Genomic DNA, 22,603 nt, shown 5'->3' on the forward strand with positions numbered 1-22,603 from the left:
GGGTGGTGCCCACCCGCTCGACCGGAAGAGTCAGGCGCTGAAGTCCCGACCGGCGAACGGGCCGACGACGGCGAGGGACATCGGCCGGTCCAGCAGTTCGGCGGCGAGGGCGTTGACGTCGTCGAGGGTGACCGCGTCGACCCGGTCGAGCAGCTCGTTGACCGGCACCAGGTCCCCGTAGAGCAGCTCGCCCTTGGCCAGCCGGCTCATCCGGGAACCGGTGTCCTCCAGGCCGAGCACGAACGAACCCTTGCTCATCCCCTTGCCCCGGGCCAGTTCCGCCTCGGTGACGCCGTGCGCGGCGGTACGCGCCAACTCGGCCCGGGTCAGCTCCAGCACCTCGTCGACCCGACCCGGGGCGCAGCCGGCGTAGACGCCGAACAGGCCGCTGTCGGCGTACTGGCTGGCGTAGGAGTAGACGGAGTAGGCGAGGCCGCGGCGCTCCCGGATCTCCTGGAACAGCCGGCTGGACATGCCGCCGCCGAGCACGTTGTTCAGCACCCCGAGAGCGAAGCGGCGTTCGTCGAGCCGGTCGATGCCCGGGCAACCCAGCACGATGTGCGCCTGCTCGGTCTCCTTCGCCTCCACCACCGTGGCGGCGGCCCGGGTGCGTACGGCGGGGGTGGCCGGTCGCTGCGGCGCGGGCGCCGCCGGGTCGGTGTCCAGCGGGGTGCCCCGCAGCGCCTGGCGGACCAGCCGCACCACGGCGGTGTGGTCGAGGTTGCCGGCGGCGGCGATGACGATCTGCGGCGCGACGTAGCGCCGCCGGTAGAAGCTCTGGATCTGCCGGCGGGTCATCGGGGTGACGGTCTCCGCGGTGCCGGAGATCAGCCGGCCCAGCGGGTGGTCACCGTAGACGGCCTGGGCGAACAGGTCGTGCACCTCGTCGCCGGGTTCGTCGTCGTGCATGGCGATCTCCTCGAGGATCACGCCGCGTTCGGTCTCCACGTCGGCCGGCTCCAGCAGCGAGTCGGCGACCAGGTCGCACATGACGTCGATGGCCAGGGGCAGGTCCTCGTCCAGCACCCGGGCGTAGTAGCAGGTGTACTCCTTCGTGGTGAAGGCGTTGGTCTCGCCGCCCACCGCCTCGATGGCCGAGGAGATCTCCAGCGCGTTCCGCTTGCGGGTGCCCTTGAACAGCAGGTGTTCCAGGAAGTGGGCGGCACCGGCCTGCGGGCCGGTCTCGTCCCGCGAGCCGACAGCCACCCAGATGCCGAACGAGACGCTGCGCATGGCCGGGATCGCCTCGGTCAACACCCGCAGCCCGTTGGGCAGCACCGTGCGGCGCACCGTGCCGCCCAGCGGATCGTCGCTCAGGGTCCGGGTCACCGCCCGGGTCGACCCACCGGCGGCCCGAGCGGTAGGGGTGGCCTGCCGCCCGGCGCGCGGCGTCGACCCCGGTCGGGTGCCGAGGAAAGACGAATGCCGGGTCCGGCTCACGGCCACCTGCTTCCAGTACGACGAGGGGATGGATGAGTTGACGAACGAACCGGCCGGGCGACGGTGTCGCCCGGCCGGTCAGCGGTTCACGTGTCAGCTGTGCCGGGTACGGCGTCGCGGACGGTTGTCGCCGCCGCCCTCGCCACCGTCGCCACGCTCGGGGCCACGAGCGCCCCGGTCGCCACCGCGCTCGCGGTCACCCCGGTCACGCGGACCCCGGTCACCACCCCGGTCGCGGCCCGCGGGCCGCTCCTCACCGGTTGCGGCGGCCGGCGCCTCGGCACCCTCCGGGCGGACCTTGTCCAGGTAGATCTTGCCGCGCTGGTCGATGTCGGCGATCTCCACCTCGACCCGGTCGCCGACGTTGAGGAAGTCCTCGACCTTCTCGACCCGCTTGCCGTCGCCCACCTTGGAGATGTGCAGCAGGCCGTCGCGGCCCGGCAGCAGCGAGACGAACGCACCGAACGGAGCGGTCTTCACCACCGTGCCGAGGAACCGGTCACCCATCTTGGGCAGGGTCGGGTTGGCGATCGCGTTGATCCGCTCGACGGCGGCCTGCGCCGACGGACCGTTCGTCGCGCCGACGTAGATGGTGCCGTCGTCCTCGATGGAGATCTCGGCGCCGGTCTCGTCCTGGATGGCGTTGATGGTCTGACCCTTCGGGCCGATCACCATGCCGATCTTGTCAACCGGGATCTTGACCGTGGTCACCCGGGGCGCGTAGTCGGACATCTCGGCCGGTGCCTCGATCGCCCGCTGCATCACGTCGAGGATGGTCTGCCGCGCCTCGTGGGCCTGCTCGAGGGCGGCGGCCAGCACGTCGGACGGGATGCCGTCGAGCTTGGTGTCGAGCTGCAACGCGGTGACGAAGTCGCGGGTACCGGCGACCTTGAAGTCCATGTCGCCGAAGGCGTCCTCGGCACCGAGGATGTCGGTGAGCGTGACGTACTGGGTCTTGCCGTCGACCTCGTCGGAGATGAGGCCCATCGCGATGCCCGCGACCGGCGCCTTCAGCGGCACACCGGCGCTGAGCAGGCCCAGCGTCGAGGCGCAGACCGAACCCATCGAGGTGGAGCCGTTGGAGCCGAGCGCCTCGGAGACCTGCCGGATCGCGTACGGGAACTCCTCCCGCGAGGGCAGCACCGGGATCAGCGCCCGCTCCGCCAGAGCGCCGTGCCCGATCTCGCGGCGCTTCGGCGAGCCGACCCGACCGGTCTCACCGGTGGAGTACGGCGGGAAGTTGTAGTTGTGCATGTAGCGCTTGGACTTCTCCGGAGAGAGGGTGTCCAGCGCCTGCTCCATGCGCAGCATGTTGAGCGTGGTGACGCCGAGGATCTGGGTCTCGCCGCGCTCGAACAGCGCCGAGCCGTGCACCCGGGGCAGCACGCCCACCTCGGCGCTCAGCGGGCGGATGTCACGCGGACCCCGGCCGTCGATGCGGACCTGCTCGCGCAGCACCCGGCTGCGCACCTCGGACTTGGTCAGCGACCGGAACGCGGCGGAGAGTTCCTTCTCGCGGCCCTCGAAGCGGGCGCCGAGTTCCTCGTGCACCCGCAGCTTGATCGCGTCCAGGGCCCCCTCGCGGTCGGCCTTGCCGGCGATCTGCAGGGCCTCGGCGACGTCGGCGCGGGCCAGGTCGGCGACCGCGTCGTACGCGTCGTCCTGGTAATCCAGGAAGACCGGGTACTCGGCGACCGGCTTGGCGGCGACCTCGGCCAGCTCGCTCTGCGCCCGGCACAGCTCGCGGATGGCGGGCTTGGCGGCCTCCAGACCGCTGGCCACGACCTCCTCGGTCGGGGCGGGCGCCCCGCCGGCGACCAGCTTCACGGTGTGCTCGGTGGCCTCCGCCTCGACCATCATGATCGCGACGTCGCCGTCGGGCAGGGCCCGGCCGGCAACCACCATGTCGAAGGTGGCCCGGGCCAGCTCCTCGTGGGTCGGGAAGGCGACCCACTGGCCGTCCACGTGGGCCATCCGGGTGGCCCCGATCGGGCCGGAGAACGGCAGGCCGGACAGCTTGGTCGACATCGACGCGGCGTTGATCGCGACCACGTCGTACGGGTGCTGCGGGTCGAGCGCGAGGATCGTCTCGACGACCTGGACCTCGTTGCGCAGGCCCTTGACGAACGACGGGCGCAGCGGCCGGTCGATCAGGCGGCAGGTGAGGATGGCGTCCTCGCTGGGCCGGCCCTCACGACGGAAGAACGAGCCGGGGATGCGGCCCGCGGCGTACATCCGCTCCTCGACGTCGACGGTCAGCGGGAAGAAGTCGAACTGCTCCTTCGGCTGCTTACCGGCGGTGGTGGCGGACAGCACGACGGTCTCGCCGAGCTGGGCGGTGACGGACCCGGCGGCCTGTCGGGCCAGCCGTCCGGTGGAGAAGGTGATCTCACGGGTGCCGAACGACCCGTTGTCGATCACGGCGGTGCGGGTTTCGGTGCCGAGTTTGGTCTCGGTCATGCTGTTTCAATGCTCCTTCGCATCGGGGGCCACGACGCGGGAGCTGTGCGGACGGCCGGTCTTCGATCGAAGCGCCCGGGACCGCCGGCGGGATGCCGGGGTGCCCGGAGGCCACTACCGGAGACCGGTACGCCGACGCTCCCTTGTCTGGGTGGTCGTGGCCCGTTTCTCGGTTGGGACGCCGACGGGGGAGTGACCTGGTGGGCCACTCCCCCGTCACGTCACCGGCGCAGGCCGAGCCGCTCGATGAGCGACCGGTAGCGGTTGATGTCCTTCTTCTGAACGTAGTTGAGCAACCGACGGCGACGGCCGACCAGCAGCAGCAGCCCACGGCGGCTGTGGTGGTCGTGCTTGTGCACCTTCAGGTGCTCGGTGAGGTCGGCGATCCGCTTGGTGAGGACCGCGACCTGCACCTCGGGCGACCCGGTGTCACCCTCGGCGGTCGCGTACTCCTCGCGGATCTTGGCCTTTGCCTGCTGGTCGAGCGCCATGTTCTCCCTGTTCTGGTGGGTTGTCTCAATGCGGTCCGTCGGGCCGGGCTACGGCACCGGTGACGGACGGTCCTCGCACCCGCGGCGTCGAGCAGGCAGGCGAGGCCCCACGTCGGTCAGCCGACGTCCCAGCCAGCCTACCAGCACCCGCCCGACCCGGCCGGTCAAGGGCCACGGGCGGGTCGGTGACCGGTCAGTTCAGCGCCCGGCGGGTCCGCTCGACGTCCTGGGCGATCTGGGCGATCAACGGCTCGATCGAATCGAAGCGGGTCTGGCCGCGCAGATGCGCCACGAAGTCCAGCGCCAGCCGCTCGCCGTAGAGGTCGCCGTCGAAGTCCAGCGCGTACGCCTCGACCCGCCGCTCCCGGCCGGAGAACGTCGGGTTGGTGCCGATCGACACGGCGGCGGCGAGCGGCTGCCGCTGCCCTCGACGGATCATCCGGGCGGCGTAGACGCCGTCGGCCGGGACCGCCGCGTTTCGGTGGCAGAGCAGGTTCGCGGTCGGGAAGCCGAGTTCCCGCCCACGCTGGTCACCGCGGACGACCACCCCCTCCAACCGGTGCGGGCGACCCAGCGCCGCCGCCGCGGCGGCCACGTCACCCGCGTCGACGCAGGAGCGGATGTAGGTCGAGGAGAAGACCGTGCCCGACCCGGCCACCAGCGGCGGCGCCTCGACGGCGAACCCGAAGGTGCGGCCGAGCCGCTCCAGCAGCGCCACGTCACCGGCGGCCCGGTGGCCGAACCGGAAGTTGTCGCCCACCACCACGAGAGCGGCGTGCAGGTTCTCGACAAGCACGTCGTGCACGAACGCCTCGGCCGACAACCGGGACACCTCGGGCGTGAACGGCATCACACAGAGCACATCGGCCCCGAGGGTCTCGATCAGCTCCGCCTTGCGGTGCGGCTCGGTCAGCACCGCCGGATGGGAGCCGGGGCGCACGACCTCGGCCGGATGCGGGTCGAAGGTGAGCACCACCGACTTGACGCCGAGTTCACGGGCGCGGGCCACGGCGTGCCCGATCGTCGCCTGGTGCCCCTTGTGCACGCCGTCGAAGACGCCGATGGTGACGACCGACCGTCCCCAGCCACCGGGCGCCGCGTCGTACCCCCGCCACCGCTGCATGCTGCTCCTCCGCTGTCGTTCACCGCCGAACGCCGACGGTCGGCCGTCCGGTACCCGGCGTCAGGCCGGGGCGAGCACGATCTCCGCGCGGGCCCGGCCGGCCCGCTCGCTGACGATAGCGATCAGCCCACCGGCCGGATCGAAGACCGCGTACGGCCCGGTGCGGCCGACCGGATCGAGCGGACCGCCGTGCGACAGCACCTTCGCCTCCTCCTCGGTGGCGTCCCGGCGCGGGAAGAACCGCTCGGCGGCGGCCGCGAGCGGCAGGTCCACCACGTCCGGCGCACGGTGCTCCAGCTCGTCGAGAGTGGCCGCCTCCGCCACGGTGAACCCCCCCACGGCGGTGCGGCGCAGGGCGGTCAGGTGGCCACCGACGGCGAGGGCCAGACCCGCGTCGCGGGCGATCGCCCGGATGTACGTCCCGGTCGAGCAGGCCACGTCGATGTCGACGTCGACCACGTCGGGCGAGGTCCGGCGGATCGCCAGCACGTCGAGCCGGGACACGGTGACCCGCCGGGCCGGCAGGTCGACGCTCTCCCCCGCACGGACCCGCTTGTACGCGCGCTGGCCGTTGATCTTGATGGCGCTCACCGCGCTCGGCACCTGGTCGATCTCCCCGGTCAACCCGGCCAGGGCGGCCCGGACCGCCTCGTCGGTGAGCGTCCCGGCGGGAGTGGTGGCGATCACGTCGCCCTCCGCGTCATCGGTGACGGTGGCCTGGCCCAGCCGGATGGTCGCCGCGTAGCTCTTGTCCGCACCGATCACGTACGTCAGCAGTCGGGTGGCCCGGCCGATCCCGATCACCAGGACCCCGGTGGCCATCGGATCGAGCGTGCCGCCGTGACCGACCCGCCGGGTCCGCGCCAACCGACGCAACCGGGCGACCACGTCGTGCGAGGTCATACCGCCGGGCTTGTCCACCACGATCAGGCCGTCTGTGCTCACGACGTGCAAGCCTGCCAGACCCGCGCGCCCGCCCGAGCACCGGACAGGGCGCTGAAAACGGGATGTTCGCGCTGGGACCGCCCTGCCACGATGGGCTCATCGGCGACGGTGAGTGCCGCGCCGGCAGACACGGGGAGAACGAGATGAGCACGGACCGTGGTCCCGATCGCGCGCGTCGGCCCGACGATTCGGTCGGCCTGCATACGCCCGATCAGCCCAGCGCGCTGCCGGACTGGATGCTGAATCCACCACCGGCGAGGCGCACGCTGGGGGTCCGACTCGCCGAGGGCGTGGCCGCGCTGCCCGGTGCCGGGGCCCTGCGGCGCCGCTGGTGGGCCTGGCAGCGACGGCAGCCCCTGCGTCAGCGCTACCCCACCACCGTGAAGATCCTCGCCCTGCTCGTCTCCTTCGTGGCGAGCCTGGCCCTGGTACTCGTCATCTACGCGCTCTACGGCCAGGTCTTGTCAGGCGGGTAGGCGCTCCGCGCCGATGACCGCCCAGCCACCGCTGCGCAGCCGCAGCAGCAGCCCGACCAGGCGGATCACGGTGAACAGCATCAGCCCGGCCCAGATGCCACCGAGCCCGAGATCGAGGGCGTACGCCAGCCAGATCGCCGGCAGGAAGCCGCCGAGCGCGCCGACGACGGTGAGGTTGCGCAGATAGCGGATGTCGCCCGCGCCGATCAGCACACCGTCGAGGGCGAACACCACCCCGGCCAGTGGCAGCATCGCGGCGAACCAGGGCCACGCCACCAGCGCCTGCTCGTGGACCGCGCGATCGGAGGTGAACCAGGTGGGCACCACGGTGGCACCGGCCGCGGCGAGCACGGCGAACGCCGTACCGCAGATCGCGCCCAGCCGGCCGATCCGGCGGGCCAGCGCCCGGGCCGTCGCGTCGTCACCACCGCCGAGCGCCGCACCGACGAGCGCCTGCGCGGCGATCGCCAGCGCGTCGAGCACCAGCGCCGCGAAGAACCAGAGCTGCACGGCGATCTGGTGGGCGCCCACCGTGGCGGCACCGAACCGGGCGGCCACCGCCGTGGCGGACAGGAAACTGGCCTGGAAGGCCACCCCACGGATCAGCAGGTCCCGGCTGAGCACCAGCTGCTGGCCGATGACCCGGGGACGCGGGCGCAGTGCCACCCGCTCGGCCACCAGGGCGGCGGCGAAGAGGGCCCCGGAGAGGGTCTGCGCGATCACGTTCGCCACCGCCGAGCCGATCAGCCCCATGCCCACCGGATAGACCAGCACCGGGCAGAGCACCGCGGAGAGCAGGTTGGGGCCGACCACGAAGAGCAGCGGCCGACGGGTGTCCTGCACACCCCGCAGCCAACCGTTGCCGGCGGCGGCGAGCAGCAGCCCGGGAGCACCGAACGCGGCGATGCGCAGCCACTCGGCGGCGGCGAGCGCCACCTCACCACCGCCGGCCAGGGCACCCGCCAGGGCACCGCCGCCGATCTGCATGCCGACGACGACCACCAGCCCGACACCAAGGGCCGACCAGGACGCCTGGACCCCCTCGGCCACCGCCGCGGCGCGGTCGCCGGCACCGTACCGGCGGGCCGCACGGCCGGTCGTGCCGTACGCGACCACGGTCCCCAGCCAGGCGGTGAGGGTCATCACGGTGCCACCGACGGCCACCGCCGCGAGCGGCACCCGGCCCAGGTGGCCGACGACCGCCGTGTCGACGAGCACGTAGAGCGGCTCGGCGGCGAGTACCACGAGGGCGGGCAGGGCTAGCGCGGCGATTCGGCGCGGCGAGGCGACCCGATCGGCGGCAAGGGTGGACTGGCTCATCGGCGCCGATGGTGGCACGCGGAATGTAAGGGGATCAAACTGGGATGCTACTTACCGGGGTGAACGTTGTCCCGGGTCAGTGCGGTGGCGCCGCCCCTCAGTACGGCGGCGCGCAGGAATCGTTCGGACCGGTGGTGACGTCGCACGCTTCGGCGGCCGGACGTCACCACCGGCCGGACACCGTCACTGACGGGTGTCCATGGAGGTCTGCAGGGCGCGACGGGCCTGCTCGCGGGCCTCGTCAGTGGTCTCGGGCTGAGGCTTGGCGGCCATCGTGGGCTCCCTTCCGGGGCACGCGTCACCGAGCGCGGCGGCGCGTCACGGGCGGTGCGGGGACTGGTCGCCCGAGACCGGTTCCGGGATCGCCGGAACGGCGGAGGGCGGCCTGTTGGCCCGGGTCGGTCAACCCTGGAGCGCGAGCGGCACCGGGTATGGCTCCGCCCCTGACCTGCGCCGAAGGCGACGCCGGCCGTTTCCCAAGTTATCGTTCAGGTCCACATGGTGCGTACTGTTCCCGCGATCTGGACAGGTTGCCGCGCCATCAACGGGCCAGGAAGTGCCAGCCGATCCACCACCAGAACCCGAACAGACCGATCCGGCCCACCGGCACCGGCCCCACCTCGTACCGCATCACGTACCCGCAGAGTTCGCCGAGCGTCGGGATCTTCGAGCCCTCCCGTCGGGCCAGCCACTCGACCAGCCCGAACAGTGCCAGCCCGACCAGGAACCCGCCGATCGCCAGTGCCCGCATCATCGCCGCACCAGCCCCCAGAACGCCGACAGCCAGACCAACCAGGCCGCGGACCGGACCAGGCGGTCCTCCAGCAGCGGGTCGGCCAGCAGCGAGAAGGTGGGAAAGTCGTCACCGGCCGCCGCGATGAAGGTGACCCCCTCGAAGATCCCGAACACCACCACCGGCAGCGTCCACCAGACCGCACCGGGCCGCAACCGCTCCGGCGCCGGACGAGCCTGCACCCGCTTGGTCAGGCCGAGCCAGATCAGCACCCCGCCAGCACCGAACACATAGACGTTGGCCTCGGTCGAGAACGACGGGAAGCGGCCACCCACCAGGGAGAGGGCGACAAGCACCGGTACGCAGACGACCGGCCGCTCCCAGGTGCGAGGGGTGTCGACGGTGAGGTCGTGGGGCTGCTCCATCATCCGATTCTCCCCGCCCTGTCCAGGTGCCGAAGTCTCGACGCCCCGGAGCTGACCCTGAAATCACCCCTGCTGGTCGGCGTCGCTCTCCGGGTCGTACGCCCGCAACTGGGCCCGGATCCGCTCGACGACCTCGTCCACCGTGCCACGGCCGGTGAAACCGGCGGCCAACCGGTGCCCGCCGCCGCCCAGCGCGACCGCCACCCGACTCACGTCGGTCGCGCCCTTGCTGCGCAGGGAGACCGCCCACACGGCCGGCGCGGTCTGCTTGACCACACAACTGACGTCGGCCTCGGCGGTGCAACGCACCGGATCGATGAGCGCCTCCAGCACGTACGGCCGCTGCTCGTGGCGGGCCAGGTCGTCCAGGGTCGCGTAGGTCCAGACCAGGCCCTGCCCGCCGGCCTCCTCCGGCTCCAGCCGGGCCCGCCCGAGCACCTCACCGAACAGCCGCACCGCGCCGAACGGCCGGCTGTCGAACACCCGTCGCGAGATGTCACCCGGCCGGATCCCGGTGGCCAGCAGCCGGGCCGCCATCTCGTGCACCGCCGGGGTGGTCGCGTCGAACCGGAACGACCCGGTGTCGGTGCTCAACGCCACGTACAGGCACTCGGCGATGCCGGCGTCCAGCGGCACGCCGAGCCGCTCCAGCAGCTGCTCGGCGAGCACGGAGGTCGCCGCCGCCGCCGGGTCCACCAGGTTCACGTCGCCGAAGCCGCGGTTCGAGGCGTGATGGTCGAGCACCAGGGCGGTGCCCTTCCCGGTCAACCGGCCGGCCAGCTCACCGAGCCGCGACTCGCTCGCCGCGTCGAAGCAGATGACCAGGTCCGGCTCGGGTTCCGCCTCCCCCTCCGATACCAGCAGGTCCAGACCGGGCAGGCCGCGCAACGGCTCGGGCACCTCCGGCGGACCGGGGAAGGTGGCCTGCACCCGGTGGATTCCGAGCCGCCGCAGCCCGAGCGCGAAGCCGAGCATGCTGCCCAGCGCGTCCCCGTCCGGGTTGACGTGACAGATCAGCAGCACCCGGCCGTCGGCGGGCAGTTGGCGGACCGCCGCCACCGCGGCGGCCCAGTCGGCCTCGGTCGGCCCGGATGCCGGCGCGGACGGACTCGACCCGGCCGAGTCGACCGGGCCGGCGGTCGCGGCCCGAGCCGACGTGCCGCCGCCAGCCGAACCCACCCGGCCGGGGCCGGGCTGTCGCCGCACGGCGGGATCCGGCTCGGTCACGGCACCACCGGAGGGAGCGGTCACCGACGGTCCCCGCCCCGGGCCTCGTCGGCGGTTCCGTCTGGTTCGTCCTCGTCCTCGTCCTCGGTGCCGCTGTCGTCCTCGTCGAGGCGGTACGGCTGCGCCTCACCGGCGTACTCGGCCCGTGCCGCCAGGCGCTGCACCTCGGCGTCGGCGTTGCGGGCCGCGGCGAGCAGATCGTCGATGTGCTTGACCTGATCCTGGACGTCGTCCAGGACGAAGGTCAGCGTCGGCGAGTGCCGCAACCCGAGTGCCTTGCCGACCGTGCTGCGCAGCATGCCCTTGGCGCTGTCCAGCGCGGCGGCGGTGCCCGCCTGGGCCGCCGCGTCGCCGAGCACGGTGTAGAAGACCGTCGCGTCCCGCAGGTCGGCGGTGATCCGGGCGTCGGTAATGGTGATCATCCCGAGTCGGGGGTCCTTGATCTGACTCCGCACCACCGACGCGACCAGCTCGCGCACCCGCTCCGCGTGCCGGCGTACCTTGGCCGCATCCGTCATCTCCGCCACCTCCACGGCGTCCCGCCACCGGCCGGGTTTCGGTGACGCCGGCGTCACCGGAGCCCGCACCGACCCCAACACTCGAACCCTACCCGCGCCCCTTGCCCTGTCGTGCGGGGCGGAGGGCAACCGGGCTCAGTCGTCGTCGCCGTGCAACCGACGACGCACCGACAGCAGTTCGACCTCCGGACGGCCCGCCACCAGACGCTCGCACGAGTCGAGCACCTCGCGGGCGTGTGCCGCCTCGGCGGCCACCACCGCCACCCCTATCTCCGCTCGTCCGTGCAGGTCGAGCGCCCCCACCTCGGCGGCCGACACGTCGAACCGGCGCAGCGCCGCGACGATCGGCCGCACGTACGACCTCTTGGCCTTCAGCGACCGGGAGTCCCCCGGCAGCAGCAGGTCGAAAACTACGGTTGCGGTGTACATCGCTGCGGACACTACCCGCACCCCACCCCACATGATCAAGGGGTTTACGCCAAACGGCGTAAACCCCTTGACCAGTGCGTCACCGCAGGATCAGGCGCGAACCTTCTCCCGCATTTCGAAGGTCTCGATCACGTCGCCGACCTGGACGTTGTTGTAACCACCCAGGGTCAGACCGCACTCGAAGCCCTCCCGGACCTCCGTCGCGTCGTCCTTGAACCGCTTGAGCGAGCTGATCGTGAGGTTGTCCGCCACGACCGTGCCGTCGCGCAGCAGGCGCGCCTTCGCGTTCCGTCGGATGACACCCGACCGGACGATGCAACCGGAGATGTTGCCGATCTTGGACGAGCGGAACACGTCGCGGATCTCCGCGCTGCCGAGCTCGACCTCCTCGTACTCCGGCTTGAGCAGACCCTTGAGCGCCGCCTCGATCTCCTCGATGGCCTGGTAGATGACGGTGTAGTACCGGATCTCCACGCCCTCGCGGTCGGCCATCTCGCGGACCTTGTTCGAGGCCCGCACGTTGAAGCCGATGATCGTGACCGGCTCGGACGAGGCGCTCGCGAGCATGATGTTGCTCTCGGTGATCGAGCCGACGCCCCGGTCGAGGACCTTGAGCTGGACCTCCTCGGGAATGTCGAGGTTGAACAGCGCGTCCTCCAGGGCCTCCACCGAACCGGAGACGTCACCCTTGAGGATGAGGTTGAGCGACGTCTTCTCGCCCTCCTTGAGCTGCTCCATGAGCGTCTCGAGGGTGGCCCGGCCACGGGAGTTGGCGAACGCCGCCGCCCGCCGGCGGGCCTGCCGCTGCTCGGCGATCTGCCGCACCGTGCGGTCGTCCGCCGCGGCGAGGAAGGTGTCGCCCGCGCCCGGCACCGCGGTCAGACCGAGGACCATGACCGGACGCGCCGGCCCCGCCTCGGTGACCTGGTTGCCGTTCTCGTCGAGCATCGCCCGGACCCGGCCGTGCGCCCCACCGGCGACGATCGAGTCGCCCGCCCGCAGGGTGCCCTTCTGCACCAGCACCGTCGCGACCGCACCACGGCCCTTGTCCAGGTGCGCCTCGATGGCCACACCCTGCGCCGGCCCGTCGGTCGGAGCGGTCAGCTCCAACGACGCGTCGGCGGTGAGCAGCACCGCTTCGAGCAGTTCCTCGATGCCGATGCCGGGCTTCGCGGCCACGTTGACGAACATGGTCTCGCCGCCGTACTCCTCGGCGACCAGGCCGTACTCGGTCAGCTGCTGGCGGACCTTGTCCGGGTTCGCCTCCGGCTTGTCGACCTTGTTGACCGCGACCACGATCGGCACCTCGGCCGCCTTGGCGTGGTTCAACGCCTCGATGGTCTGTGGCATGACACCGTCGTCGGCCGCGACCACCAGGATCACGATGTCCGTGACCTGGGCACCACGGGCACGCATGGCGGTGAACGCCTCGTGGCCCGGGGTGTCGATGAACGTCACCGCGCGGTCCTCGCCCTCGTGCGGGACGTGGACCTGGTAGGCACCGATGTGCTGGGTGATGCCTCCGGCCTCGCCGGCGACGACGTTCGCCTTGCGGATCGCGTCGAGCAGCTTGGTCTTACCGTGGTCGACGTGACCCATGACGGTCACCACCGGTGCCCGGCTGACCAGGCGGTCCTCCGCGACCTCGGCGTCGAGGTCGATGTTGAACTGCGCGAGCAGCTCGCGGTCCTCATCCTCCGGGCTGACGATCTGCACGTTGAAGCCGAGGTGTTCCCCCAGCAGCAGCAGCGTGTCGTCGGAGCACGACTGGGTCGCGGTGACCATCTCGCCCAGGTTGAACATCTCCTGGACCAGCGAACCCGGGTTGGCGTTGATCTTGTCAGCGAAGTCCGACAGCGAGGCGCCACGGGAGAGGCGTACCGTCTGCCCCTGGCCCCGGGGGGCACCCGAGCTCATGGTCGGAGCCGACAGGTTGTCGAACTCCTGTCTGCGCTGCTTCTTGGACTTGCGACCACGGGTCGGCTTGCCGCCCGGACGCCCGAAGGCACCGGCGGCACCACCGCCACGGCCACGACCACCGCCGCCGGGGCGACCGCCGCCACCGGCCGGCGCACCCGGGCGGAATCCACCGCCAGCGCCGCCGCCACCGGGACCGCCACGGTAGCCACCGCCACCGCCGCCACCGCCACCGGGACCGCCACGGTAACCACCGCCACCGCCGCCGCCACCGGGGCCGCCACGGTAGCCACCGCCACCGCCGCCACCGGGACGACCGGCGCCGCCACCGGCACGACCGGCACCCGGGCCACCGGGGCGACCCGGCCGCTGGCTCGGCATCGAGGCCGGGCTGGGCCGCGGCGGCATCGAGGCCGGGCTGGGCCGCGGCGGCATCGACGCCGGGCTGGGCCGGGAACCACCGGCACCGGCGGCCGGCGGCCGCTGCTGCTGGCTGCCCTGGATACCGAAGGGGTTGTTACCGGCGCCGCGCGCCGGCGGGCGACCCTGCCGGCCACCCGGACCCGGGTTGGTGGGACCGGGACGACCCGCGGCCGGGGAACCCGGGCGGGGCGGCATCGCGCCGGGACCGGGTCGGGGACCCGGACGGGCGCCACCGTCGGCCGGGGGCTCCCGGCGGACGTTGTCCCGCTGCTGCTGGCGGGCGGCCTGGGCGGCCTTGACCGCGGCCTCCTGCTCAGCCTTCAGGGCGGCGGCACGCGCCTCCGCGGCGGCCACCTCGATGTCGTGAGCGCTCGCCGGCTTGGCGACCGGGGCCGCCGGCGGCGGCGGACCGGGCACCGGACCCTTCGGCTTCGGCCCGGGCACCGCCGGACGCCGTGGCGGCGTCGGCTTGGCGGTGACCCGAGGCTCGCCGAGGGTCGGCGACGGGGTCGGTGCCGCCGTCGGAGCCGGTGCGGCCGGCGGCGCGGCCGCCGGGGCTCCGGAGCCGCCCGAGGCGACGAAGGCGTTGCGCAGCCGTCGGGCGACAGGCGCCTCGACGGTGCTCGACGCGGACTTGACGAACTCGCCCATCTCCTTGAGCTTGGCGAGTACGGTCTTGCTTTCGACCCCGAGCTCTTTTGCAAGCTCGTGTACGCGGGCCTTACCTGCCACTGCACTCCTCACTCCGAGGTCGTGCGGGCAGCACCCGCAGCGACCTCACTCGTGCACTTGAAGCCTGATCATTTCTGGGACTTCATCGTGTGCTCATGTCGGTCGTCCTACCTTGCTAGCGGCCCTCGTCCGGTCGGGTGACCGGACGTGGTGGTTGACGCGTCAGGTACTCCGCGAGGGCCCCGTCATCCGGAACCCCGGCGACACGCAGCGCGCGCCCGAAGGCACGACGCCGCACTGCCTGCGCGAAGCAGGCCGGATCCGGGTGCATGTTCGCTCCCCGACCCGGCAGCGTGCGGGCCGGATCGGGTCGGAGGCTGACATCAGCCTCGTCGCCAATCGCGACAATCCGCAGCAGTTCACTGGCCGGTGCGCGCCGTCGACAACCCACACAGGTGCGCTCCGGCAGCGCGCGTCGTGCCACTGGTGGAAGTCTACCCCTAGCTACCCGACACCGCTCCGCCCGGTTCCCGGACGTGATCAGCTTCAGCTTGCCCGGCGGGGGCGGCCGGCTCGGCGTCGGAACGGATGTCGATCCGCCAACCGGTCAACCGGGCAGCAAGTCGGGCATTCTGCCCCTCCCGCCCGATCGCGAGCGACAGCTGGAAATCCGGAACCGTCACCCGCGCGGCCCGATTGGCCAGGTCGACCACCTCGACGCGCAGCGCCTTGGCCGGGGAGAGCGCGTTACCGACGAAGGTCGCCGGGTCGTCCGACCAGTCGATGATGTCGATCTTCTCGCCGTGCAGTTCGCTCATCACCGCCCGGACCCGCTGGCCCATCGGGCCGATGCAGGCGCCCTTGGCGTTGACCCCGGCCGCGGTGGAACGCACCGCGATCTTCGTACGGTGACCCGCCTCACGGGCGATCGCGCCGATCTCGACCGTGCCGTCGGCGATCTCCGGCACCTCCAGGGCGAACAGCTTCTTCACCAGATTCGGGTGCGTCCGGGACAGCGTGATCTGCGGGCCACGCATTCCCTTGGCCACGTGCACCACCACGCAGCGGATCCGCTCGCCGTGGGTGTACCGCTCGCCGGGCACCTGCTCCGACTGTGGCAGCACACCCTCGAGCTTGCCCAGGTCGACGGTGACGATGCCCTTCTCGGCCCGCGCCTCGTGCGCCTGCACCACCCCGGTGACCAGGTCGCCGTCGCGGCCGACGTACTCACCGAAGTGCACCTCGTCGGTGGCCTCCCGCAGCCGCTGGAGGATCACCTGCTTGGCGGTCATGGCAGCGATCCGACCGAAGTCGTGCGGGGTGTCGTCCCACTCCCGCTCCACGGTGCCCTCGGCGCCCAACTCCTGGGCGTAGACAAGTGCCGCGCCGGTCTTCCGGTCGATCTCCACCCGGGCGTGCGACTGCGCCCCCTCGGTGTGCCGGTACGCGGTCAGCAGCGCGGTCTCGATCGCCGCGAGGATCGTGTCGAACGGGATCTCCCGCTCGCGCTCCAGTGCGCGCAGCGCCGCGAGGTCGATGTTCACCTCTCCTCGTCCTCCACATCGTCATCGTCGTCGACGTCTTCTGATTCGGCCAACTCGTCCAGGCGGGTGAACTCGACCTGTACCCGGCCCGGGCCGAGGTCGGCGTAGGCCCACTGGGTACGGTCCGCGTCGGTCTCCAGCACCACGCGTTCGGCGTCGGCGTCGACCACCCGGCCGGTGACCTGCCGGTCGCCCCCGGACGGCGGGTTACCGCGTACGGTCACCCGAACCAGCCGCCCGACGTTGCGGCGCCAGTGCCGGGGCAGCGTCAACGGACGGTCCACCCCCGGCGAGCTGACCTCGAGCTGATATTCCCCCGCGACGATGTCGCCGCCGCTCTCCTCCGCCGCGTCCAGCGCGGTGGAGACGGCGCGCGACACGTCGGCCACCGCGTCCAGGTTGATCCCGCCGTCGGCGTCGACGATCACCCGCACCACGTGCCGGCGGCCGGCTCGGGAGACGGTGAGATCCTCCAGGTCGTAGCCGGCGGCCTGCACCACGGGCGCGATCACCGAGCGCAGCCGCTCGCGGCGGGCGGCGAGGTCGCCACGGGAGGTCTGACCCGCGCGTGCAGCCTGGCCACCGCGGGGTCGACCCGTCGTCCTGGTGGCACGGCCACGCTGCGTCATCCGAAGAACCCTTCCGCTGCTCGCCGACGCCATGCCGGCACGCCACCGGTGCGGACGCGCCGGTGGCTGCGCAGAGCGTAACGCGCCGCCGGGACGAGGGCCCGGGCGGCGCACCGACGCCACCGCCGGACACACCGCGCGGCGATGGTGTTGACTTGTCCGGTGGCGATGGGCAGAACGACGCGGCAGGACGACGCCTCCGAGCTTTCCCGACGCGGCCTGCTGCGGGCCGGTGCGCTGCTGGCGCTCGGTGGGGCCGCCGCTCCGCTGACCGGTTGCGGCCTGCTCGACCGCGACGAACCACCGCCGCTGCCCGACCCGCTCGCGCCGCTGCTGGACGAGTCCCGACAGCTCGCGGCCGGTCTGCGCGCCGCCGCCACCGCCCACCCCGACCTGGCCGCCCGGCTGCTCCCGCTCGCCGAGTCGCACGAGGCGCACGCCACGGAAATCGCCCGGCTGACCGGTGCGGCGACCGCCACCGCCCCGCCCACCGCCACGGCCGCCCCGTCGGGCACGCCGCCGACGGATCGCTCGGCGACGCTTGCCGCACTGCGCAGGTCCGAGCGCGCCGGCCGGGAGGCGGCGATCCGGGCCTGCGCCACGGCGCCCGCCGAGCGCGTAGCGCTGCTCGGGTCGGTCGCCGCCGCTCGCGCCACCCACCTGGAGGCGCTGCGATGAGCGAATCCGCCGAGGCGCTCGCCGCCGCCCTCACCGCCGAGTACGCCGCGATCTGGGCCTACGGCCCCGTCGGGGTCCGACTCAGCGGGGCCGAGCGCAAAGCCGCGGCCGAGGCCGAGGCCGCCCACCGGGCTCGCCGGGACGCGCTCGTGGTGCAGTTGAGTACTGGTGGCGGCAGCGTTCCGCCGGATCGGGCCGGGTACGCGTTGCCCTTCCCGGTGACCGACCGGGCCAGCGCACTGCGGCTCGCCGTGCAGGTGGAGGAACGTACCGCGGCCTTCTGGCGGGCGGCGCTGCCGGTCAGCACCGGCGCCGATCGGGATCGGGCCCTGGCCGCCCTGGTGGAGTACGCGGTCCGGGCGACCCGCTGGCGGCGCAGCGCCGGAATCGCCCCGCTGACCGTGCCGTTCCCGGGCCGGCCGAGCTGAACCGGCCCGGCGGACCCACCCGGGCGTAGTCGAATTCACGTCCGCGCCGGTTGCGGTCCGCATACCAGGTATGCATACTCCGGTCCATGTCCATCCGCCACGGCCTGCTCGCGCTGCTCGAACGCGGGCAGATGTACGGCTACCAGCTCCGGGCCGCCTTCGAGGAGTCGACCGGCGCCACCTGGCCGCTGAACATCGGGCAGGTCTACACGACCCTGTCCCGGCTGGAGCGGGACGGGTTGGTCAGGTCGCTGCCGGAGAGCGAAGCCGGCCAACGGCCGTACGAGATCACCGACGCCGGGCGGGCGGACCTGGCCCTGTGGTTCGCCACCCCGATCAGCCGCAGCGACCGCCCGCGCGACGAGTTGGCGATCAAGCTGGCACTGGCGTTGACCACCCCCGGGGTGGACGTCCGCGCGGTGGTCCAGACCCAGCGGACCGCCACCATGCGCACGTTGCAGGAGTTGACCAGGCTGAAGTACGCCAGCGACCGGCCGGAGGACCTGCCGTGGCGGCTGGTGCTGGACGCCATGGTGTTCCAGGCCGAGGCCGAGGTGCGCTGGCTCGACCACTGTGAGAGCAGTCTGGTACGGCACCGCCCCCCGGCCGCCGGCCCAGCGCCCCTCTCCGAGGCGGTGGGCCAAAGTGGTGAGGAGGCACGACGGTGACCACCGGCGGCGGACGGATGCCGGCCGCACCCGACCCACGAGCCGCGTCCGACGCCGCCGCGACCGCCGACCCGGCCGTCCCCGCTCCGGCCGGCGACACCGTACTCGACCTGCGTGACGTGCATCGCACGCACGGCAGCGGCCCGGCGGCGGTACACGCCCTGCGCGGGGTGAGCCTGGCCGTGCGCCCCGGCGAACTGGTCGCCGTGATGGGCCCCTCCGGCTCCGGCAAGTCCACCCTGCTCACCCTGGCCGGCGGGCTGGACAGCCCGACCGCGGGTGAGGTGCACGTCGAGGGGCAGCCGCTGCACGCCCTCGACCGGCGCGGGCTGGCCCGGCTGCGCCGCCGGCGCATCGGATACATCTTCCAGAACCTGAACCTGATCGGCAGCCTGACCGCCGTGGAGAACGTCGCCCTCCCCCTCGAACTGGACGGCACCGGGGTACGAGCGGCCCGCCGGCTGGCCCTCGACGCACTGACCGAGGTGGGGCTGTCGGAGCTGGGTGACCGGTTCCCGGACCAGCTCTCCGGTGGCCAGCAGCAACGCGTCGCCATCGCCCGGGCGTTGGTCGGGCAGCGGCGACTGGTGCTGGCCGACGAGCCGACCGGGGCGTTGGACTCGCAGACCGGGGAGGCGGTGCTGCGGCTGCTGCGCCGCCGGGTCGACGCCGGGGCCGCCGGAGTGCTGGTCACCCACGAGGCGCGCCATGCCGCCTGGGCCGACCGGGTGGTCTTCCTGCGCGACGGCGTGACGGTCGACTCGACCGCCCCGCTGGCCGGCGTGGAGGCCCTGCTCAGCGGCAGCGGTCGGTGAGCGGTCGACCGTCCGGACCGACCGGCGGCGGGCGGCTGGCCGAGGCGCTCGGCTCGTGGCGGGCCGCGCTGCGGATCGCCCGACGGGAGGCGAGGCGGGCGCGCGGGCGCACCACCCTGGTACTGGCGATGATCGTCCTGCCGGTGCTGGCGTTGAGCTTCGTCGCGGTCAGCGTCGACATGGCTCGGCTGACCCCGAGCGAGGAACTGGAACGTCGGCTCGGCAACGCCGACGCGGAACTCCGGGTGGTGGGACGCGGCCCGGTCGAGCAGAACTCCGACGGCAGCGGCTGGACCTCCGGAGACGCGGACAAGCCCCCCACCGCACCGGTCACCGCAGCATTTTTCGCCGCGCTGCTGCCCGAGGGCAGCCGGGTGCTGCCGGTGCGTCGCTGGGTGCCGTTCAGTGCCTGGCGGGGCGACCGGATCCGGGACGACGTCGCCGCCACCGTGATCGACCTGACCGACCCTCTCGGGCGCGGCCTGGCCCGGGTCCACCGAGGCCGGGTACCGGCCGCCGCCGACGAGATCGCGGTGAACCTGGCAGCCCGACGCAGCCTCGGCGTCGACGTCGGGGACCGGGTCGTGGCCGCGGACGGCAGCCGCACCTGGACGGTCGTCGGCGTGGCCGAACTCCCCGAGCAACTGACCCCGATGGTCCTCCTGCACCCCGCCGGGGCGCCGGTGGAGACCGACCCCGACGAGGTCTTCCTGGCCGACCTGTCCGGCCCGCTCACCGACGACGTCTTCCGGCACCTCAACCGCAACGGTGTCGTGGTGGCCGCCCGGGTACCCGCGCCGCCCGGGAAGCTGCCCCAGCACGTCGACTCGCCCACGGGCCGGATGAGCCTGGAGGAGGTCAGTACCGGCGTGCTGATCGGCGGGCTCGGTCTGCTCGAGGTGGTGCTCCTGGTCGGGCCCGCGTTCGCCGTCGGGGTGCGCCGTCGGCGACGGGAACTGGCTCTGGTGGCGGTGGCCGGTGGCGACGCGGTGCAGCTGCGCCGGGTGGTGCTCGCCGACGGCGTGGTGCTGGGCGGAGTCGGCGCCGTGACCGGGATCGCGCTCGGCGTGGCCGCCGCCTTCGCCGGCCGACCCCTGGTCGAGCAGTTCATCTTCTCGCAGCGGTTCGGCGGCTACCGTGTCTGGCCCGCCGCCCTGGTCGTGATCGCCCTGGTCGCGGTGCTGGCCGGGGTGCTGGCCGCGCTGGCACCGGCGTGGACGGCCGCCCGGCAGGACGTGGTGGCCGGGCTCGCCGGCCGGCGCACCGCGCCCGTGCACCGACGTCGGTGGCTGGCCATCGGCATCGCGCTGGCCGCCGGCGGGACCGTCGTGGCCGCGATCGGCGCTGTGGTCACCTCGCAGCCGGTCATCCTCGCCGGGCTGGTGCTGGGCGAACTGGGGCTGGTGTTCGCCACCCCGACGCTCGTCGGACTGCTGGCCCGGCTCGGTCGGTTCCTCCCGCTGGCACCCCGGATCGCGGTACGCGACGCGAGCCGCAACCGTGCGTCGGCCGCGCCGGCCATCTCCGCCGTGATGGCCGCGGTCGCCGGCAGTGTCGCCCTCGGTCTCTTCCTGGCCAGCGACGATGCGCGCAACGAGCAGCAGAACCGGGCGTTGCTGCCGGAGCACACCGTGCTGGTCACCACCGGCGGCGATCCCGCGACGGACCGCCCGCCCACCCGCGACGAGATCAGCGGCCCGGCGCGGCGGCTGCTCGGTGCCGACACGATCGCTCCGCTGGTGGCGGCCGGCTGCTCGCCGGACTTCTACGCCTGCACCATCACCGCGACCATGCCTCCCGAGCGGGTCTGCCCCTGGCAGCCGTACGAGCCGCTCAGCGCGGCCGACCAGCTGCTGGCCCGCGCCGACCCACGCTGCCAGCACGACGACGAACCGCACGGCCCGTACCTGCGGGTCGCCGTGGACGACGGCACCACGCTGCGGCTGCTGACCGGGGTCGCACCGGCCGACGTCGCGGCCGCCACCGCCACGCTGCGCGCGGGCGGCGCGGTGATCACCGACGCCCGCTTCCTCCACGACGACCGTCTGGATCTCCGGGTCGAACACGGGGACGAGACCCGGCCCGCGGACACCGCCACCGTGCCCGGACACGCGCTGCACACCGGGCTCGGTGAGCACTGGCTGCTGCTCTCGCCCGCCGCCGCCGACCGGCTCGGGCTGGCGACCTGGCAGGTCGGCTGGGCGTTGGACGCCCGGCGGCCACCGGACCAGCAGCGACAGGACGACCTCGCCGCCGCACTTCGCCCGCTCGGTGCCGCCGGGGTCGCGGTGGAGCGGAACCGGGACTACGACGACACGCGCCCGCTGCTGCTGTTGCTGGCGGCGGTCTCCGCGGTGGTCACCGTCGGCGCCGCCGGCATCGCCACCGGTCTGGCCGCCGCCGAGGGACGGGCCGACCTGTCCACCCTCGCCGCGGTGGGTGCGGGGCCGGGCGTACGCCGCCTGCTCTCGCTCTGCCAGGCCGGCGTGATCGCGGTGCTCGGCTCGGCGCTGGGCATCGTCGCCGGACTCGCCTCAGCCCTGATCGTGCTGGCCTTCACCAACCAGCGGTACGCCGACAGATGGCCGATCGAACCGCCCTATCCACTGGTGATGCCCTGGTTGACCCTGGGCGTGCTGGTGGTGGTGCCACTGGTGGCGATGCTCGGCGCGGCGCTGCTCACCCGGTCCCGGCTACCGGTGGAACGCCGTCTGGACTGACCCGTACCTGACACCGCAGACTGTGCGGATGTCCGTGCTGGGAAGCCTCACCCGCCGGGTCGGTCGGTACCGCTGGTTCGGTGCCACCGTCCGGCTGCTGGTGCCCGTCGACCGGGCCGTCGGGCGACTGACCCGGGGCCGGGTGGTCGCCCTCGGGCTCGTACCGTCGTTGGTGATCACCACGACCGGTCGCCGGTCTGGTCGGCCACGCAGCAACCCGCTGCTCTACGTGCCCGACGGCGACGCCTACGTGGTGGTCGGATCGAACTGGGGCCAGACCCACCAGCCGGCGTGGTCGCTGAACCTGCTCGCCGAACCGAGGGCCGAGGTGGACGTCAAGGGTCGCCGGATCCCGGTACGCGCCGAGGTGGCCACCGGCGCCGAACGCGACCGGCTGTGGCGGCTGCTGGTCGACCAGTGGCCGGCGTACGAGACGTACGTGGCGCGGGCCGGTGGCCGCCAGATCCGGATCTTCCGGCTGGTGCCCGACGACCGCCTCACCTGATCCCGGTCGCGGCTCGA

21 protein-coding genes and 1 pseudogene are annotated in these 22,603 nt (G+C 73.0%); 7 read left to right on the forward strand and 15 right to left on the reverse strand.

Translation table 11 applies throughout. From position 1 onward, the window contains the following. Window positions 1-30: 30 nt before the first annotated feature. The 5 genes from O3597_RS18045 to truB all read right to left on the reverse strand — a co-directional run bounded on the left by O3597_RS18045 (window position 31) and on the right by truB (window position 6,459). Window positions 31-1,329 (reverse strand): pitrilysin family protein, encoded by a 1,299-nt coding sequence (locus tag O3597_RS18045; RefSeq protein WP_281604576.1) that lies wholly within the window; start codon window positions 1,327-1,329, stop codon window positions 31-33. Window positions 1,330-1,533: 204 nt separating this feature from the next. After that, window positions 1,534-3,900 (reverse strand): polyribonucleotide nucleotidyltransferase, encoded by a 2,367-nt coding sequence (locus tag O3597_RS18050; RefSeq protein ID WP_281601841.1) that lies wholly within the window; start codon window positions 3,898-3,900, stop codon window positions 1,534-1,536. Between the two features lie 221 nt (window positions 3,901-4,121). Further along, window positions 4,122-4,391: a 30S ribosomal protein S15 gene (gene rpsO / locus O3597_RS18055; RefSeq protein WP_013732184.1), complete on the reverse strand. Its 270-nt coding sequence runs from the start codon at window positions 4,389-4,391 to the stop codon at window positions 4,122-4,124. 193 nt (window positions 4,392-4,584) lie between these two features. Continuing rightward, window positions 4,585-5,514: a bifunctional riboflavin kinase/FAD synthetase gene (locus tag O3597_RS18060; protein WP_281601842.1), complete on the reverse strand. Its 930-nt coding sequence runs from the start codon at window positions 5,512-5,514 to the stop codon at window positions 4,585-4,587. 60 nt (window positions 5,515-5,574) lie between these two features. Next, entirely contained in the window at window positions 5,575-6,459 is an 885-nt protein-coding gene (gene truB, locus O3597_RS18065) for a tRNA pseudouridine(55) synthase TruB (protein WP_164445656.1), read from the reverse strand. 143 nt (window positions 6,460-6,602) lie between these two features. Between truB and O3597_RS18070 the strand changes: the two genes are divergently transcribed. Further along, the gene (locus O3597_RS18070) at window positions 6,603-6,935 is read left to right on the forward strand and encodes a hypothetical protein (RefSeq protein WP_281601843.1); all 333 of its coding nucleotides are present in this window, start codon (window positions 6,603-6,605) and stop codon (window positions 6,933-6,935) included. Here the strand turns inward: O3597_RS18070 and O3597_RS18075 are convergent. From O3597_RS18075 to rimP, 10 genes and pseudogenes are all read right to left on the reverse strand, one after another. Further along, entirely contained in the window at window positions 6,924-8,255 is a 1,332-nt protein-coding gene (locus O3597_RS18075; RefSeq protein ID WP_281601844.1) for an MATE family efflux transporter, read from the reverse strand. The genes O3597_RS18070 and O3597_RS18075 overlap by 12 nt on opposite strands. A 541-nt stretch (window positions 8,256-8,796) precedes the next feature. Then, window positions 8,797-9,006 (reverse strand): DUF6186 family protein, encoded by a 210-nt coding sequence (locus tag O3597_RS18080; RefSeq protein ID WP_199172386.1) that lies wholly within the window; start codon window positions 9,004-9,006, stop codon window positions 8,797-8,799. Then, window positions 9,006-9,413 carry a hypothetical protein gene (locus O3597_RS18085; RefSeq protein ID WP_164445986.1) on the reverse strand — a complete coding sequence of 136 codons (408 nt, stop codon included), beginning with the start codon at window positions 9,411-9,413 and terminating at the stop codon, window positions 9,006-9,008. Before O3597_RS18085 ends, O3597_RS18080 begins: the two co-directional genes overlap by 1 nt. A gap of 63 nt (window positions 9,414-9,476) precedes the next feature. Beyond that, window positions 9,477-10,472, reverse strand: coding sequence for a bifunctional oligoribonuclease/PAP phosphatase NrnA (locus tag O3597_RS18090; protein ID WP_216592596.1), 996 nt, complete (start codon window positions 10,470-10,472; stop codon window positions 9,477-9,479). 188 nt (window positions 10,473-10,660) lie between these two features. Beyond that, window positions 10,661-11,158, reverse strand: a complete 498-nt coding sequence (rbfA, locus tag O3597_RS18095) for a 30S ribosome-binding factor RbfA (RefSeq protein ID WP_164445658.1) — start codon at window positions 11,156-11,158, stop codon at window positions 10,661-10,663. 135 nt (window positions 11,159-11,293) lie between these two features. After that, window positions 11,294-11,587, reverse strand: a complete 294-nt coding sequence (locus tag O3597_RS18100) for a DUF503 domain-containing protein (RefSeq protein ID WP_164445659.1) — start codon at window positions 11,585-11,587, stop codon at window positions 11,294-11,296. A gap of 90 nt (window positions 11,588-11,677) precedes the next feature. After that, window positions 11,678-14,659 carry a translation initiation factor IF-2 gene (gene infB, locus O3597_RS18105; protein ID WP_281601845.1) on the reverse strand — a complete coding sequence of 994 codons (2,982 nt, stop codon included), beginning with the start codon at window positions 14,657-14,659 and terminating at the stop codon, window positions 11,678-11,680. Window positions 14,660-14,752: 93 nt separating this feature from the next. Continuing rightward, a pseudogene (locus tag O3597_RS18110) lies at window positions 14,753-15,083 on the reverse strand (YlxR family protein). Between the two features lie 16 nt (window positions 15,084-15,099). Further along, window positions 15,100-16,143 (reverse strand): transcription termination factor NusA, encoded by a 1,044-nt coding sequence (gene nusA / locus O3597_RS18115; protein ID WP_164445661.1) that lies wholly within the window; start codon window positions 16,141-16,143, stop codon window positions 15,100-15,102. Further along, a complete protein-coding gene (gene rimP, locus O3597_RS18120) occupies window positions 16,140-16,772 on the reverse strand; it encodes a ribosome maturation factor RimP (protein WP_281601846.1) in 633 nt (210 codons plus the stop codon). The genes nusA and rimP overlap by 4 nt, the downstream gene beginning before the upstream one ends. Before the next feature lie 219 nt (window positions 16,773-16,991). On the opposite strand from rimP, the gene O3597_RS18125 reads away from it, so the two are divergent. From O3597_RS18125 to O3597_RS18150, 6 genes are all read left to right on the forward strand, one after another. Next, window positions 16,992-17,450 (forward strand): hypothetical protein, encoded by a 459-nt coding sequence (locus O3597_RS18125; protein ID WP_281604578.1) that lies wholly within the window; start codon window positions 16,992-16,994, stop codon window positions 17,448-17,450. Further along, the gene (locus tag O3597_RS18130; RefSeq protein WP_164445663.1) at window positions 17,447-17,878 is read left to right on the forward strand and encodes a ferritin-like domain-containing protein; all 432 of its coding nucleotides are present in this window, start codon (window positions 17,447-17,449) and stop codon (window positions 17,876-17,878) included. The genes O3597_RS18125 and O3597_RS18130 overlap by 4 nt, the downstream gene beginning before the upstream one ends. Before the next feature lie 86 nt (window positions 17,879-17,964). Beyond that, complete coding sequence (locus tag O3597_RS18135) at window positions 17,965-18,546, forward strand: PadR family transcriptional regulator (protein ID WP_281601847.1); 582 nt, start codon at window positions 17,965-17,967, stop codon at window positions 18,544-18,546. After that, on the forward strand, window positions 18,543-19,361 hold the full coding sequence (locus O3597_RS18140) for an ABC transporter ATP-binding protein (protein WP_281601848.1): 819 nt from the start codon (window positions 18,543-18,545) through the stop codon (window positions 19,359-19,361). Before O3597_RS18135 ends, O3597_RS18140 begins: the two co-directional genes overlap by 4 nt. Then, on the forward strand, window positions 19,358-22,081 hold the full coding sequence (locus tag O3597_RS18145) for an FtsX-like permease family protein (RefSeq protein ID WP_281601849.1): 2,724 nt from the start codon (window positions 19,358-19,360) through the stop codon (window positions 22,079-22,081). The genes O3597_RS18140 and O3597_RS18145 overlap by 4 nt, the downstream gene beginning before the upstream one ends. 28 nt (window positions 22,082-22,109) lie before the next feature. Then, window positions 22,110-22,586, forward strand: coding sequence for a nitroreductase/quinone reductase family protein (locus O3597_RS18150; protein ID WP_164445666.1), 477 nt, complete (start codon window positions 22,110-22,112; stop codon window positions 22,584-22,586). Window positions 22,587-22,603 lie beyond the last annotated feature (17 nt).

This window comes from Verrucosispora sp. WMMA2044 (assembly GCF_027497155.1).
GTDB lineage: Bacteria > Actinomycetota > Actinomycetes > Mycobacteriales > Micromonosporaceae > Micromonospora > Micromonospora palythoicola.